The organism is Rhodococcoides trifolii, assembly GCF_014635345.1.
Lineage (GTDB): Bacteria > Actinomycetota > Actinomycetes > Mycobacteriales > Mycobacteriaceae > Rhodococcoides > Rhodococcoides trifolii.
The window spans coordinates 628,841-641,977 of record NZ_BMCU01000002.1; the positions used below are offsets into that span (position 1 = coordinate 628,841).

Below are 13,137 nucleotides of genomic sequence, written 5' to 3' on the forward strand. Positions count from 1 at the left end.
CTGGCACGCGACCAGTGATCTCGTACTCAATCCGGGGTAAGTTACTGACGAGTAACCAACTATGGGGTAACGTCCGGTACACACCCTTTGCAGGGTCCCAGCACTGACGCACCAGCGTTCAGCGATGACAAGACCAGGAGGTCGACGAAGACCCATGACGAACATTGTCGTACTGATCAAGCAGGTTCCGGACACATGGTCCGAGCGCAAGCTCTCCGACGGTGACTACACGTTGGACCGCGATGCCGCCGACGCCGTTCTCGACGAGATCAACGAGCGCGCTGTCGAGGAAGCCCTCCTCCTCAAGGAGAAGGACGGCGGCGAGGTCAAGGTTCTCTCGGCGGGCCCCGACCGCGCCACCGAGGCAATTCGCAAGGCCCTGTCCATGGGATGCGACAGCGCAGTGCACCTGAACGACCCCGCGCTGCACGGCTCCGACGCCATCCAGACCTCGTGGGCGCTCGCCGCCGCACTCGGCCAGGTGGAGTTCGAGAACGGTGAAGCCGCCGACATCGTGATTGCCGGCAACGAGGCCACCGACGGCCGTATCGGCGCCGTCCCCGCCATCATCGCGGAGTACCTGGGCATTCCTCAGCTCACGCAGATGCGCAAGCTGGTTCTGGCCGGCGGCAAGATCAGCGGCGAGCGCGAGACCGACGAGGGCGTGTTCGGCCTCGAGGCCGATCTGCCCGCGATCGTCAGCGTCACCGAGAAGATCAACGAGCCGCGGTTCCCGTCCTTCAAGGGCATCATGGCCGCGAAGAAGAAGACCGTGCAGACCCTGACCCTCGCCGACATCGGTGTGGACCCGGAGACCGTCGGCGTGGCGAACGCCGGCACGACAGTCACCTCCTCCACCCCGAAGCCGCCGAAGACGGCCGGCGAGCGCGTCACCGACGAAGGAGAAGGCGGCGACAAGATCGCCGAGTACCTCGTCGGCCAGAAGATCATCTAGATCGCGCCCGGTAGACACCGAACTTTCGTCACAGTCACAGGAGAAGAACTCATGGCAGAGGTACTCGTACTCATCGAGCATGCCGACGGCACGCTCAAGAAGGTCAGCAGCGAACTGATCACCGCCGCGCGCGCGCTCGGTGAGCCGTCCGCGGTCGTCACCGGCCCGGCCGGAACCGCGGACAAGGTCGCCGACGCGCTGACCGAAGCAGGCGCCGCGAAGATCTACGTCGCCGAGTCGGACGACATCGACGGCTTCCTCATCACCCCCAAGGTCGACGTTCTCGCGTCGTTGGCCGAATCTGTTTCTCCCGCAGCCATTCTCGCTGCGTCGAGCACCGAGGGCAAGGAAGTTGCCGGTCGTCTGGCCGCTCGCCTCGGATCCGGACTGCACTCCGACGTCGTCGGAATCGGCTCCGACGGAACCGCCACCTACTCCATCTTCGGCGGTGCGTTCATCGTCGAGGCCAAGTCCAACGGCGCAACCCCCGTCATCACCCTGCGTCCCGGCGCCATCGACGCCGACCCCCAGCCCGGCGCCGGTGAGCGCGTCGACGTCGAGGTCCCCGCACAGGACGAGGCCGTCGTCCGCATCACGTCGAAGGACCCGCTCGTCGGCGGCGACCGTCCGGAACTGACCGAGGCCTCGGTCGTGGTGTCCGGTGGACGTGGCGTCGGCAGCGCGGACAAGTTCTCCGTCGTCGAGGACCTGGCCGATTCGCTCGGTGCCGCAGTCGGTGCATCCCGCGCCGCCGTCGACTCCGGCTACTACCCGGGTCAGTTCCAGGTGGGTCAGACCGGCAAGACGGTCTCCCCGCAGCTGTACGTGGCACTCGGCATCTCCGGCGCCATCCAGCACCGCGCCGGCATGCAGACGTCGAAGACCATCGTCGCCGTGAACAAGGACGAAGAGGCGCCGATCTTCGAGATCGCCGACTACGGAGTGGTGGGCGACCTGTTCAACGTCGCTCCGCAGCTCACCGACGCGGTCAAGAAGCGCAAGGGCTGATTTCCTTTCTCCACGACGAGGCGCATCTCGGGCACCCGCCCGAGGTGCGCCTCGTTCGCTGTTTACCGGACTGCCGCCGACACGCAACCCGTGCGATGCGCTGGGGTCGTACCCGCTCGATAGACAGACGCCATGACCAGTTCAGTCATGACAGGTTCTTCCGCAGCTCTCGCCTCCGACATTCTCGTTCCCGACGTTCTCGCGGTCGACCGCCGCTACTCCCTCGTCGTGTCCACCGACCGTCATCACCGTGTCGCCGCACAACGACTGCGCGCGGCCGTGTTTCGCTCCGAACCAGGTTTTCGACTCCCCGCCGGCTGCGCCGACCTGGACGCCGACCGTTTCGACGACTACTGCGATCACCTGCTCGTTCGTGAGGACGCGACCGGTGACTTCGTCGGGTGCTACCGCATGCTTCCACCGGAGGCGGCCGTCGCAGCCGGAGGCTATTACACCGCAACGGAATTCGACATCACCGAGATCGACGCACAGAACAACCGCGTCGTCGAGATGGGACGGGCGTGTGTGCGACCCGATCACCGGTCGGGCTCGGTTCTCGGCCTGATGTGGTCCGGAATTCTGCGCTACCTCGACCTCACCGGCCACGACGCCGTCATGGGATGCGTGTCCGTGCCGATGGACTCCGGAGACGGCGAGGCCGTCGGCGCGCACGTCCGTGGGGTACGCGACCAGCTCATGAGTCGGCACTCGTCCTCGTATCGTGCGGTTCCCTTCAATCCGGTTGTCGTGGAGGGTGTTTCGCTGGACGACATTCCCGCCTCGGCGAAGCCCGCGATGCCCCCGCTGCTGCGGGGATACCTACGGCTCGGTGCGACGTTCTGCGGTGAGCCGGCCCTGGACCCCGACTTCGGAGTCGCGGACTTCGTGTCGCTGCTTCGGGTGTCCGACGCCAACGTCCGCTACCTCGACCGGTTGCGATCCGCGGCGGCGTACGTGGAATCGGGCCGGGCATGAGCCACGCATGGATGCCGTCGAGTCCGTGCGGTGCGAAGTGTGTCCACGGCCGCGACAACCGGGTCCGGTTCGTCACCCTGGCGGCGCGCTGGGCGCTGGTTGCGGCAGTGCTGCTCGTGTTCCCACTGTTGATGGCCGCACGATTCCTCCCCGTACGGGCGCGACGCGCGGTGGCGGCCTCCGGCGCGCGCGCCCTGCTGTTCGCGGTCGGAATCCGGCTGGACGCTCCGTCGACCTCGACCTCGACCTCGACCTCGACCTCGGGCACCCGGCCGACCACCGACGGGCGGGGGACCCTGATCGTCGCGAATCATGTGTCGTGGACCGACATCCTGGTTCTCGCCGCGCTGTTTCCGGCTCGCTTCGTCGCACGTGGCGACATCCTCGCGTGGCCGGTCCTGGGAACGATCGCGCGCCTGGTGCGCGTGGTGCCGATCGATCGAGCCCGGTTGCGGTCGCTTCCCTCGACGGTGGACACGGTGGCGCAGCTCCTCCGCGAGGGCAGCACCGTTGTCGTGTTCCCGGAGGGTACGACGTGGTGCGGGACCGCGTTCGGATCGTTCCGTCCCGCAATGTTCCAGGCCGCGATCGACTCGGGCGCTCAGGTCCTCCCTGTTGCCATCTCTTACGTCGGGGAGGGAGGCGTCCCGAGTACTGCGACGGCGTTCGTCGGGGACGAATCCATGGGGTCCTCGCTCGACGGGATCATCGGGACCCGCGGCGTGAGCGCACGCGTCGACGTGTCCGAGGTCGTACCGAACACCGACCGACGCACGATGGCACTTGCAAGTCATCGCGCGGTGCACCGCCGCGACCACGATCTGCTGGAAGTCGCGATGTCGCGGAGCGGTTATCCTGGTAGGCGATATGGCACCTCAACACGTCGCGTATCTGGACCACGCCGCCACCACCCCGATGCTGCCCGCAGTGATCGAGGCGATGACGGCCGTCTTCTCGTCGGTCGGTAACGCCTCCTCGCTGCACGGAGCGGGTCGAGCAGCCCGGCGCCGAATCGAGGAATCGCGCGAATCCATCGCGGCCGACCTCGGCGCGCGCCCCTCGGAGGTCCTGTTCACCTCCGGCGGCACCGAGAGCGACAACCTCGCAATCAAGGGCATCTACTGGGCCCGCCGGGGGAGCGATCCCAAGCGTCGACGGGTCATCGCCAGTTCGGTCGAACATCATGCCGTCCTCGACACGGTCGAATGGTTGGTGGCCCACGAGGGAGCCGACGTGACCTGGTTGCCGGTGGACGCCGACGGCCGAGTGCGGCCCTCGACGCTGCGGGACGTGCTGGCTGCCGGACACGAGGACGTGGCACTGATCACCATCATGTGGGCCAACAACGAGGTGGGCACCATCATGCCCATTCGCGAACTTGCCTCGATCGCACAGGAATTCGGTATCCCGATCCACAGTGACGCCGTGCAGACGGTCGGCGCGCGGCCCATCGACTTCGCCGGCTCCGGACTGTCGGCGCTGTCCATCGCGGCCCACAAGTTCGGTGGACCGCAGGGCGTCGGAGCTCTGCTCCTCGGTCGAACGGTGGCGTGCGAGCCCCTGCTTCACGGGGGTGGACAGGAGCGCGACGTGCGCTCGGGAACTCCCGACACGGCCGGAGCGGTCGGCATGGCGACGGCGCTGCGCCTCACCACCGCCTCGCGCAGCGACAGCGTGTCCCACCTGGAGGGCCTGCGCGACGAACTCTTGCGCGGCATCCTCGACGAAGTGCCGGACGCGACGGTCAACGGCCCACTCGGTGACGAGCGGCTGCCGGGCAACGCCCACGTCAGCTTTCCGGGCTGTGAGGGTGATTCGCTGCTGATGCTCCTCGACGCCGCGGGCATCGAGTGCTCCACCGGTTCGGCGTGTACGGCGGGTGTGGCCAGCGCGTCGCACGTGTTGCTCGCGATGGGTGTCAGTGCACAGCTCGCGCGGGGCTCGTTGCGATTCTCATTGGGACACACTACAACTCGGGCCGACATCGAGGCGGTTCTCGTCGCGCTGCCGACCGTGATCGAGCGGGCGCGGGCCGCCGGGATGGCCGGAGCATCGGCTGCCACAGCCTCAGGAAGGTAAGAGAAATGCGAGTACTTGCTGCCATGAGCGGCGGCGTCGATTCCGCGGTCGCCGCAGCGCGGGCCGTCGACGCCGGTCACGACGTGGTCGGGGTGCACCTGGCTCTGTCCACGGCGCCGGGAACTCTGCGCACCGGGTCACGAGGGTGCTGCTCCAAGGAGGACGCGGGTGACGCGCGTCGCGCTGCCGATGTTCTCGGGATCCCCTTCTACGTCTGGGATTTCGCCGATCGGTTCAAGGAAGACGTGATCGACGACTTCGTCGCCTCCTACGCCGCGGGTGAGACACCGAACCCGTGCTTGCGGTGCAACGAGAAGATCAAGTTCGCCGCGCTCGCCGACCGGGCCGAGGCCCTCGGCTTCGATGCCGTGGCGACGGGTCACTACGCCCGGCTGCAGGACGGTGTCCTGCGGCGCGCGGTCGACGCCGACAAGGATCAGTCCTACGTTCTGGGCGTGCTCACCGCACGTCAGCTCGCGCGTGCCATGTTTCCCATCGGCGACACCCCGAAGCCTGCGGTGCGCGACGAAGCCGCTGCGCGCGGCCTTGCCGTAGCCGACAAGCCGGACAGTCACGACATCTGCTTCATCCCGTCGGGAGACACCAAAGCGTTCCTCGGCGCCCGCATCGGTCTACGGCCCGGCGCCGTCGTCGACGCCGACAGCGGCGCGGTGCTCGCCGAACACGACGGCGTGCACGGATTCACGATCGGTCAGCGCAAGGGGCTCGGCGTCGAGGGCCCGGCCGCGGACGGGCGTCCCCGGTACGTCACGGCCATCGAGCCGGAGACCGGAACGGTCCGGGTCGGGTCCGCTGCGGATCTCGACGTGTGGAACATCACCGCCACCAAGCCCGTGTGGACGTCCGGCTCGGCGCCCGAGGGCCCCGTGGAGTGCGTTGTGCAGGTTCGCGCGCACGGCGGACTCGCCGATGCCGTGGCCGAAGAGGTGCACGGTGAGACGACGATCGCGCTCCGCGCGCCCCTGACGGGTGTCGCGCGCGGGCAGGCGGCCGTTCTGTACCGGCCGGACTCCGCTGGCGACGTGGTGCTCGGCAGCGGGACCATCGCGGCCACCGCGTGACCGTTTCTCCGTTTGCGGGGGTCGCAACGGGAGTCGGGTCGTGGCCCGGAACCGACGTACGCGAGGCCGCTGCCTCCGTCGTCGGCGAGCTGCCCCTGCTGCCCCACCTCGCTGAGCTCCCGAAGCGGGGTCTGGGAGCCGACATGATCGGACGCGCGGGCGCACTTCTCGTCGACATCGAATTGGACGCCGCCACGTCCGGCTACCGCATCTCGACCCGCCCGAGCCGGACCGGCCGCCTTGCAGCGGATTTCCTCGCCGAGGACCTCGACGTCCTCGAAGAGGTGTGGGAGACAGCGGGTCTGCGCGGAAGCGGTCTTCTCAAGGTGCAGGTCGCAGGCCCCTTCACCATCGCCGCCGAGATCGAGCTCGGCAACGGGCATCGCGCGTTGACCGATCGCGGCGCGCTGCGCGACATCGCCGCCTCCATCGCCGAAGGTGTCGCCGTCCATGCCGACGAAGTTGCTCGCCGGTTGGGGGCCGACGTGCTGGTCCAGTTCGACGAACCGCGACTGGCCGAGGTACTCGCCGGCACGGTCCGCGACGTCACGAGTCTCGACTCGGCTCGTGCGGTCCCGGCCCCCGACGTCGTGTCGATCCTCGACGAGGCGGTGGCGCGCATCGGGCGTCCGGTGGCCGTGCACTCGTGCGCTCGCGATGTTCCGTTCGAAGTCTTCGGCCGCTCGACCCTGTCCGCGGTGTCGTTCGACCTGTCCTTGCTCACTCCGGACCGCTACGACGCGGTGGGGGAGATCCTGCAGGCAGGCGGCACCCTCGTCGCGGGCGTTGTGCCGACCACCGAGCCCGCACGGGTTCCGACCTGGCGTGAAGCAGTGACGCCGGTGGTGGAACTGATCGACCGGCTCGGTTTCGAGCGCAGTGTGCTCCGGGACCAGATCTCGGTCTCGCCGGTGTGTGGTCTGTCCGGTGCGTCGCTGTCGTGGGCGCGCACGGCCCTGGCGTTGGTCGGTGACGTGCAGCGGGCGTTGGGGGACGATCCGGACTCGCTCTGAACCCTGTCGACCAGTGCATGCGACACGGTTCACTATCGGCGACGCCGCGCGGGATTCCGTCGACAGTGCACGAACGTGAACCGTTTCGCACCTCGGAATCGACCGGCTTCGTGTCGGAGTGCTCCGATACCCTTCATTGGTGGACGAGATTGCGGAAACCCAGCTCAGCGAACCGGTGCCTGCTCCTCGAGAGGTGCGCGACGAATGGGTCGAGCTCGCCGAAGAGGTTCGTGGCCACCAGTTCCGCTACTACGTCCGCGATTCACCCGTCGTCACCGATGGTGAGTTCGACGCGCTCCTGAAGAAACTGGAGTCGCTGGAAGCGCACTATCCCGACCTGCTGACGCCCGATTCGCCCACCCAACTGGTCGGCGGTGGGTTCGCCACCGAGTTCACCGCGGTCGACCACCTCGAGCGAATGTTGTCGCTGGACAACGTCTTCGACACCGACGAGATGCGTACCTGGATCAGCAAGGTCGAAGCGGAGACGGGCACGGATCTGCACTACCTGTGCGAGGTCAAGATCGACGGCGTCGCGCTGAACCTGGTCTACGAGAAAGGCCGGTTGATTCGCGCCGCGACGCGTGGCGACGGCCGCACCGGTGAAGACGTCACGCTCAATGCGCGGACCATCGACGACATTCCCGAAAAGCTCACGCCGACCGACGAATTCCCGATTCCGGATGTCCTCGAAGTGCGCGGGGAAGCGTACTTCCGGCTCGAGGACTTCGCGAAGCTGAACGCGTCGTTGGTCGCCGAGGGAAAGCCGCCCTTCGCCAACCCACGCAATTCCGCTGCCGGGTCGCTGCGTCAGAAGAACCCGGCGGTGACCTCGCGTCGCACACTGCACATGACGTGTCACGGGTTCGGCCGCATCGAGGGCTTCTCACCCGAGTCGCAGTCGCAGGCGTACGACGCGTTGGCTGCGTGGGGACTGCCCGTGTCGACCCACACCCGCCGCGTGCAGGGCGCCGACGCGGTGATCGAGCGAATCGCGTACTGGGGTGAACACCGCCACGACATCGAGCACGAGATCGACGGCCAGGTGATCAAGGTCGACGAAATGGCGTTGCACCGGCGGTTGGGGTCCACGTCGCGGGCGCCGCGGTGGGCAATCGCCTACAAGTACCCGCCCGAGGAAGCCACCACGAAGTTGGAGGACATCAAGGTCAACGTCGGCCGGACGGGCCGCGTCACCCCGTTCGCGTTCATGACGCCGGTGCTGGTCGCGGGTTCGACCGTCGAGCGCGCGACCCTCCACAACGCGTCCGAGGTGGTGCGCAAGGGGGTGTTGATCGGCGACACGATCGTGATTCGCAAGGCCGGCGACGTCATTCCCGAAGTGCTCGGTCCCGTCGTCGACGCGCGTACCGGTGACGAGTATGCGTTCGTCATGCCCACACACTGCCCCGAGTGCGGGACCGAGTTGGCGCCGGCCAAGGAAGGCGATGCGGACATTCGCTGCCCGAACTCCGAGCGGTGTCCGGCTCAGTTGCGGGAGCGTATCTTTCACATCGCGAGCCGCAACGTCTTCGACATCGAGGTCATGGGGTACGAGGCGTCCACTGCTTTGCTCGAGGCCGGTGTGGTCCGGAACGAGGGAGACCTGTTCGGGCTGACCGAGGAGACGTTGCGCGAGACGAACCTGTTCACCACCAAGGCGGGGTCGCTGTCCGCCAACGGCCGCCGACTGCTCGACAACCTCGACAAGGCAAAGGACAAGGCGCTCTGGCGCGTCGTCGTCGGACTCTCGATCCGGCACGTGGGGCCGACCGCCGCGCGCGCCCTCGCGAGCGAATTCGGAAGCCTCCAGCGCATCCGCGACGCCTCCGAAGAGGAACTCGCGAACTCCGACGGGGTGGGGCCCACCATCGCCCGCGCGGTCGTCGAGTGGTTCGACGTCGACTGGCACCGCGAGATCGTCGACAAGTGGGCCGCGGCGGGTGTTCGGATGGAAGACGCCCGTGACGAATCGATTCCACGCAACCTCGAAGGCCTGTCCATCGTCGTCACCGGATCGCTCGACACGTTCACCCGTGACGGTGCGAAGGAGTCGATCCTCAGCCGGGGCGGAAAGGCGGCGTCGTCGGTGTCGAAGAAGACCGCATTCGTGGTGGTCGGCGATTCACCGGGAACCAAGTACGACAAGGCAATTCAGCTCGGAGTACCCGTTCTCGACGAGGACGGGTTCCGGGTGCTGCTCGCGGACGGACCGGACGCTGTCACGCCGCTCGCCGGGCCCGAGGCACCGGACACGCCGGAGTCAGAACAGAACGGTGGCGACGATGCCGGCTAGGTAACCGAGCCTCGCCACCTCGGACGGTCGGAAGTCGGGGCCGCCGGGACGGCCGAGCACGAGCACCTTGCCGGTGGTACCGAGCGGCGCAGCGGCCAGGCGCGTGTCCATGTTCTTCCACACCTCGGGCACCCAGTCCGCGTCGGGATCGAGGACGGTCGGCTTCTCGAGCGGCATCCAGGGAAGTTCGCTGGCCAGGGTTTCCGGTGCACCCGGACTGCCCACGATCTGGTGCGCTCCGTGATCGCCCATGCCGACCACCGTGCTCCAAGACACACGGAGCACCCGCGGTGCGCCGTCGACGAGAACCTGAAGACGGTCGTCGTGAGCCGTGGCCACCCGATCGATCAGTTCCAGCTCGCGATGAGTGTCGAGAATGCCGGAGTACGGCCGGATCGAGTCGACACGGACACCGTCGATCTTCTCCGAGGCCGTGATGAGAGTGTCCGGCAGCGCGCCCGGAGCCACGTCGACCACGAGGTCGTCCACGGCGAAGCCCGCGCCCCGCTCGACCACGTCGAGGGACAGAATGTCGGCCCCGACGCTGCCCAATGCGACAGCCAGGGCGCCGAGGCTACCCGGGCGATCGGGGAGCTGCACGCGCAACAGATATGCCACGTCACTCCCATCCGGCCCGACGATCGGCCCGCCGCGTCATCCTTGCACTCCCGGCACCGACAATCGACCGCACACACCACTCGTGACCTACACGACACACGCGGTAACCGGTCAACGCCCGCGCTGATCCACCGGACGCGCGACAACTAGGCTCGGGCAATGCCTGCCATCTCCCGCGACGAGGTAGCCCATCTCGCCCGGCTGTCCCGTCTTGCCCTCTCCGACGACGAACTCGACGAGTACGCCGGTCAGCTCGATTCGATCCTGACTCACGTGAAATCCATTGCCGCCGTCGCTGCCGACGACGTGCCGCCCACGTCGAACCCGCACGCGGTCACCAACGTGACCCGCCCGGACGTCGTGATTCCGGGTCTCACCCCACAGCAGGCGCTCGCCGAGGCGCCCAATTCCGAGCAGGGCAGGTTCGCCGTCCCACAGATTCTGGGGGAGGAGGCATGAGCGACCTCACCAGGAACACCGCCGCCGAACTCGCCGCGCAGATTCAAGCCGGAGACGTCTCCGCCGCCGAAGTCACGCAGGCTCACCTCGACCGCATCGCCGAGGTCGACGGCGGATTGCATGCCTTCCTGCACGTGGCCGGCGACGAAGCGCTCGCCGCCGCCGCCGTCGTCGATGCTGCCCGCGCGGCGGGTGAGGCGCCGGCGTCCGGTCTCGCCGGTGTTCCGCTCGCCCTCAAGGACGTGTTCACCACCACGGACATGCCCACCACCGCGGGATCGAAGATGCTCCAAGGGTGGACGTCGCCGTACGACGCGACGGTCACCTCGCGCTTGCGCGCCGCGGGAATTCCCCTGCTCGGCAAGACGAACATGGACGAGTTCGCGATGGGCTCGTCGACGGAGAACAGTGCATACGGCCCGACGCGCAACCCGTGGGACACCACCCGCGTGCCCGGTGGGTCGGGCGGTGGCAGCGCCGCTGCGCTCGCGTCGTTCCAGGCTCCGCTGGCGATCGGCACCGATACCGGAGGTTCCATCCGTCAGCCTGCCGCCGTCACCGGCACGGTCGGGTGCAAACCGACGTACGGCACCGTCTCGCGGTACGGCTTGATCGCGTGCGCGTCGTCGCTGGATCAGGGTGGTCCCTGCGGCCGCACGGTGCTCGACACGGCTCTGTTGCACGAGGTCATCGCCGGCCACGATCCGCGGGACTCGACGTCCGTCGACGCGCCCGTACCCGCGGTGGTCGCGGCTGCCCGCGCCGGTGCCTCGGGTGATCTGAAGGGTGTGAAGGTCGGTGTGGTGAAGGAACTGCACTCCGACGCGTACCAGCCCGGCGTCATCTCCTCCTTCGATGCTGCTGTCGCGCAGTTGACCGAACTGGGAGCCGAAGTCGTCGAGGTCTCCTGCCCGAGCTTCGTACACGCCCTCGCGTCGTACTATCTGATCCTCCCGTCCGAGGTCTCGTCGAACCTGGCGCGCTTCGATGCAATGCGATACGGACTGCGAGTCGGCGACGACGGCACGCACAGCGCCGAACAGGTCATGGCGATGACGAGAGCGGCCGGATTCGGTCCGGAAGTCAAGCGCCGCATCATGATCGGCACGTATGCCCTGTCGGCCGGTTACTACGACGCGTACTACGGTCAGGCGCTCAAAGTCCGTACGCTCATCGCACGCGATTTCGACAAGGCCTACGAGAGCGTGGACGTTCTGGTCTCGCCGACGACCCCGTCCACGGCGTTCCTCCTAGGGGAGAAGGTCGACGACCCGATCGCGATGTACCTCTACGACCTGTGCACCCTGCCGACGAACCTCGCGGGCCATCCGGCGATGTCGGTGCCGTCGGGTCTGGCGGACGGACTGCCCGTGGGACTGCAGATCATGGCCCCCGCGCTGGCCGATGATCGACTCTATCGGGTGGGGGCAGCGTACGAGGCGGCGCGCGGTGAGTTGCCACAGCCGCCGATCTGATCGGCACTCGACAAGAAATGCGGGCCTGACTTCCCTAGGTTTGACGTGCACGCCCCGCACTACCGAAGAGCACGGAGGTCCTTGATGACGAGAATCGGCATCCTCACCAGCGGTGGGGACTGTCCCGGACTCAACGCCGTGATCCGCGGCGCCGTCCTGAAGGGCTCCGCGGTGTACGGGCAGGACTTCGTCGGGTTCCTCGGCGGCTGGCGGGGACTAGTGAACGGCGACATCATCCCACTCGATCGCAGTCGAGTGCGTGGGCTGTCGAATCAAGGTGGAACAATCCTCGGTACCAGTCGGGTCGGCCCGTATCAGGAACCCGACGGCGGCGCCAAGAACATCCAGAAGACGCTCGACGCACTCGGCGTGGACGGAGTCATCGCAATCGGCGGTGAAGGAACTGCGAGTGCGTCCAAGCGGCTGTTCGAAGACGGAATCAAGATCGCCGGCGTCCCCAAGACGATCGACAACGATCTCGACGCCACCGACTACACCTTCGGGTTCGACACGGCGGTCGAGATCGCTACCGAGGCGATCGACCGATTGCGCACCACGGGCAACTCGCACGACCGCTGCATGGTGCTCGAGGTGATGGGCCGGCACGCCGGGTGGATCGCGCTGCACTCCGGAATCGCCGGCGGCGCCCACGCCATTCTGATTCCCGAGCAGCCCGAGAGCATCGATCAGATCTGCGCATGGGCGGTCAGCGTCCGGGACCGCGGGCGTTCGCCCATGGTCGTGGTCGCCGAAGGGTTCACGCTGCCGGACATGTCCGAAGCGCACTCGACCAAGGGGCTCGACGGGTTCGACCGTCCGCGTCTCGGTGGGATCGGCGAACGGCTGGCGCCGATGATCGAGTCCAGAACCGGAATCGAAACGCGGTCGACGGTTCTCGGGCACATACAACGGGGCGGTGTGCCGACCGCGTTCGACCGGGTGTTGGCCACCCGCCTCGGCATGGCCGTCGTCGACCTCGTCGCCGACGGCGGCTGGGGAAAGATGGTCGCGCTGCACGGAACCGACATCGCACGGGTCGGATTCGACGAGGCCCTCGCCAACCACAAGACCGTTCCGAAGGAGCGCTACCAGGAGATGCGGGTCATCTTCGGGTGACTGCGATGTCGTCGACCGGCCTCCGGCCTACCCGACTGTTTTATCGTCGACCGGCCTCCGG

General features: G+C 67.5%; 12 protein-coding genes. 11 read left to right on the forward strand and 1 reads right to left on the reverse strand.

Annotation, left to right across the window (positions count from 1 at the left end; genetic code table 11):
* The first annotated feature begins 154 nt into the window (after window positions 1–154).
* The 8 genes from IEW02_RS10165 to ligA all read left to right on the forward strand — a co-directional run bounded on the left by IEW02_RS10165 (window position 155) and on the right by ligA (window position 9,408).
* On the forward strand, window positions 155–955 hold the full coding sequence (locus tag IEW02_RS10165; protein ID WP_188544670.1) for an electron transfer flavoprotein subunit beta/FixA family protein: 801 nt from the start codon (window positions 155–157) through the stop codon (window positions 953–955).
* Between the two features lie 51 nt (window positions 956–1,006).
* Window positions 1,007–1,963 carry an electron transfer flavoprotein subunit alpha/FixB family protein gene (locus IEW02_RS10170; RefSeq protein WP_188544671.1) on the forward strand — a complete coding sequence of 319 codons (957 nt, stop codon included), beginning with the start codon at window positions 1,007–1,009 and terminating at the stop codon, window positions 1,961–1,963.
* A 132-nt stretch (window positions 1,964–2,095) separates the two neighbouring features.
* On the forward strand, window positions 2,096–2,938 hold the full coding sequence (locus IEW02_RS10175) for a GNAT family N-acetyltransferase (RefSeq protein ID WP_188544672.1): 843 nt from the start codon (window positions 2,096–2,098) through the stop codon (window positions 2,936–2,938).
* On the forward strand, window positions 2,935–3,906 hold the full coding sequence (locus IEW02_RS10180; protein ID WP_188544673.1) for a lysophospholipid acyltransferase family protein: 972 nt from the start codon (window positions 2,935–2,937) through the stop codon (window positions 3,904–3,906). The genes IEW02_RS10175 and IEW02_RS10180 overlap by 4 nt, the downstream gene beginning before the upstream one ends.
* On the forward strand, window positions 3,806–5,017 hold the full coding sequence (locus IEW02_RS10185) for a cysteine desulfurase family protein (RefSeq protein ID WP_188544674.1): 1,212 nt from the start codon (window positions 3,806–3,808) through the stop codon (window positions 5,015–5,017). Before IEW02_RS10180 ends, IEW02_RS10185 begins: the two co-directional genes overlap by 101 nt.
* A 5-nt stretch (window positions 5,018–5,022) precedes the next feature.
* Window positions 5,023–6,099 carry a tRNA 2-thiouridine(34) synthase MnmA gene (mnmA, locus tag IEW02_RS10190; protein WP_188544675.1) on the forward strand — a complete coding sequence of 359 codons (1,077 nt, stop codon included), beginning with the start codon at window positions 5,023–5,025 and terminating at the stop codon, window positions 6,097–6,099.
* A complete protein-coding gene (locus IEW02_RS10195) occupies window positions 6,096–7,112 on the forward strand; it encodes a methionine synthase (RefSeq protein WP_188544676.1) in 1,017 nt (338 codons plus the stop codon). The genes mnmA and IEW02_RS10195 overlap by 4 nt, the downstream gene beginning before the upstream one ends.
* A 148-nt stretch (window positions 7,113–7,260) precedes the next feature.
* Complete coding sequence (gene ligA / locus IEW02_RS10200; RefSeq protein ID WP_188545274.1) at window positions 7,261–9,408, forward strand: NAD-dependent DNA ligase LigA; 2,148 nt, start codon at window positions 7,261–7,263, stop codon at window positions 9,406–9,408.
* On the opposite strand, the gene IEW02_RS10205 is transcribed toward ligA, so the two are convergent.
* Window positions 9,376–10,026: an ACT domain-containing protein gene (locus IEW02_RS10205; RefSeq protein ID WP_188544677.1), complete on the reverse strand. Its 651-nt coding sequence runs from the start codon at window positions 10,024–10,026 to the stop codon at window positions 9,376–9,378. The two genes, ligA and IEW02_RS10205, sit on opposite strands and share 33 nt — an antisense overlap.
* 159 nt (window positions 10,027–10,185) lie before the next feature.
* Between IEW02_RS10205 and gatC the strand changes: the two genes are divergently transcribed.
* The 3 genes from gatC (at window position 10,186) to IEW02_RS10220 (ending at window position 13,076) form a co-directional block, all read left to right on the forward strand.
* Window positions 10,186–10,485, forward strand: a complete 300-nt coding sequence (gatC, locus tag IEW02_RS10210; protein ID WP_188544678.1) for an Asp-tRNA(Asn)/Glu-tRNA(Gln) amidotransferase subunit GatC — start codon at window positions 10,186–10,188, stop codon at window positions 10,483–10,485.
* Entirely contained in the window at window positions 10,482–11,960 is a 1,479-nt protein-coding gene (gene gatA / locus IEW02_RS10215; protein WP_188544679.1) for an Asp-tRNA(Asn)/Glu-tRNA(Gln) amidotransferase subunit GatA, read from the forward strand. Before gatC ends, gatA begins: the two co-directional genes overlap by 4 nt.
* 81 nt (window positions 11,961–12,041) lie before the next feature.
* Window positions 12,042–13,076: a 6-phosphofructokinase gene (locus IEW02_RS10220; protein WP_229745925.1), complete on the forward strand. Its 1,035-nt coding sequence runs from the start codon at window positions 12,042–12,044 to the stop codon at window positions 13,074–13,076.
* Window positions 13,077–13,137 lie beyond the last annotated feature (61 nt).

Excerpts from the sequence above, each read along its gene's own strand:
- IEW02_RS10165 (WP_188544670.1), top strand. The coding sequence starts at position 155 with ATGACGAACATTGTCGTACTGATCAAGCAGGTTCCGGACACATGGTCC.
- IEW02_RS10170 (WP_188544671.1), top strand. The coding sequence starts at position 1,007 with ATGGCAGAGGTACTCGTACTCATCGAGCATGCCGACGGCACGCTCAAG.
- IEW02_RS10175 (WP_188544672.1), top strand. The coding sequence starts at position 2,096 with ATGACCAGTTCAGTCATGACAGGTTCTTCCGCAGCTCTCGCCTCCGAC.
- IEW02_RS10180 (WP_188544673.1), top strand. The coding sequence starts at position 2,935 with ATGAGCCACGCATGGATGCCGTCGAGTCCGTGCGGTGCGAAGTGTGTC.
- IEW02_RS10185 (WP_188544674.1), top strand. The coding sequence starts at position 3,806 with ATGGCACCTCAACACGTCGCGTATCTGGACCACGCCGCCACCACCCCG.
- mnmA (WP_188544675.1), top strand. The coding sequence starts at position 5,023 with ATGCGAGTACTTGCTGCCATGAGCGGCGGCGTCGATTCCGCGGTCGCC.
- gatC (WP_188544678.1), top strand. The coding sequence starts at position 10,186 with ATGCCTGCCATCTCCCGCGACGAGGTAGCCCATCTCGCCCGGCTGTCC.
- gatA (WP_188544679.1), top strand. The coding sequence starts at position 10,482 with ATGAGCGACCTCACCAGGAACACCGCCGCCGAACTCGCCGCGCAGATT.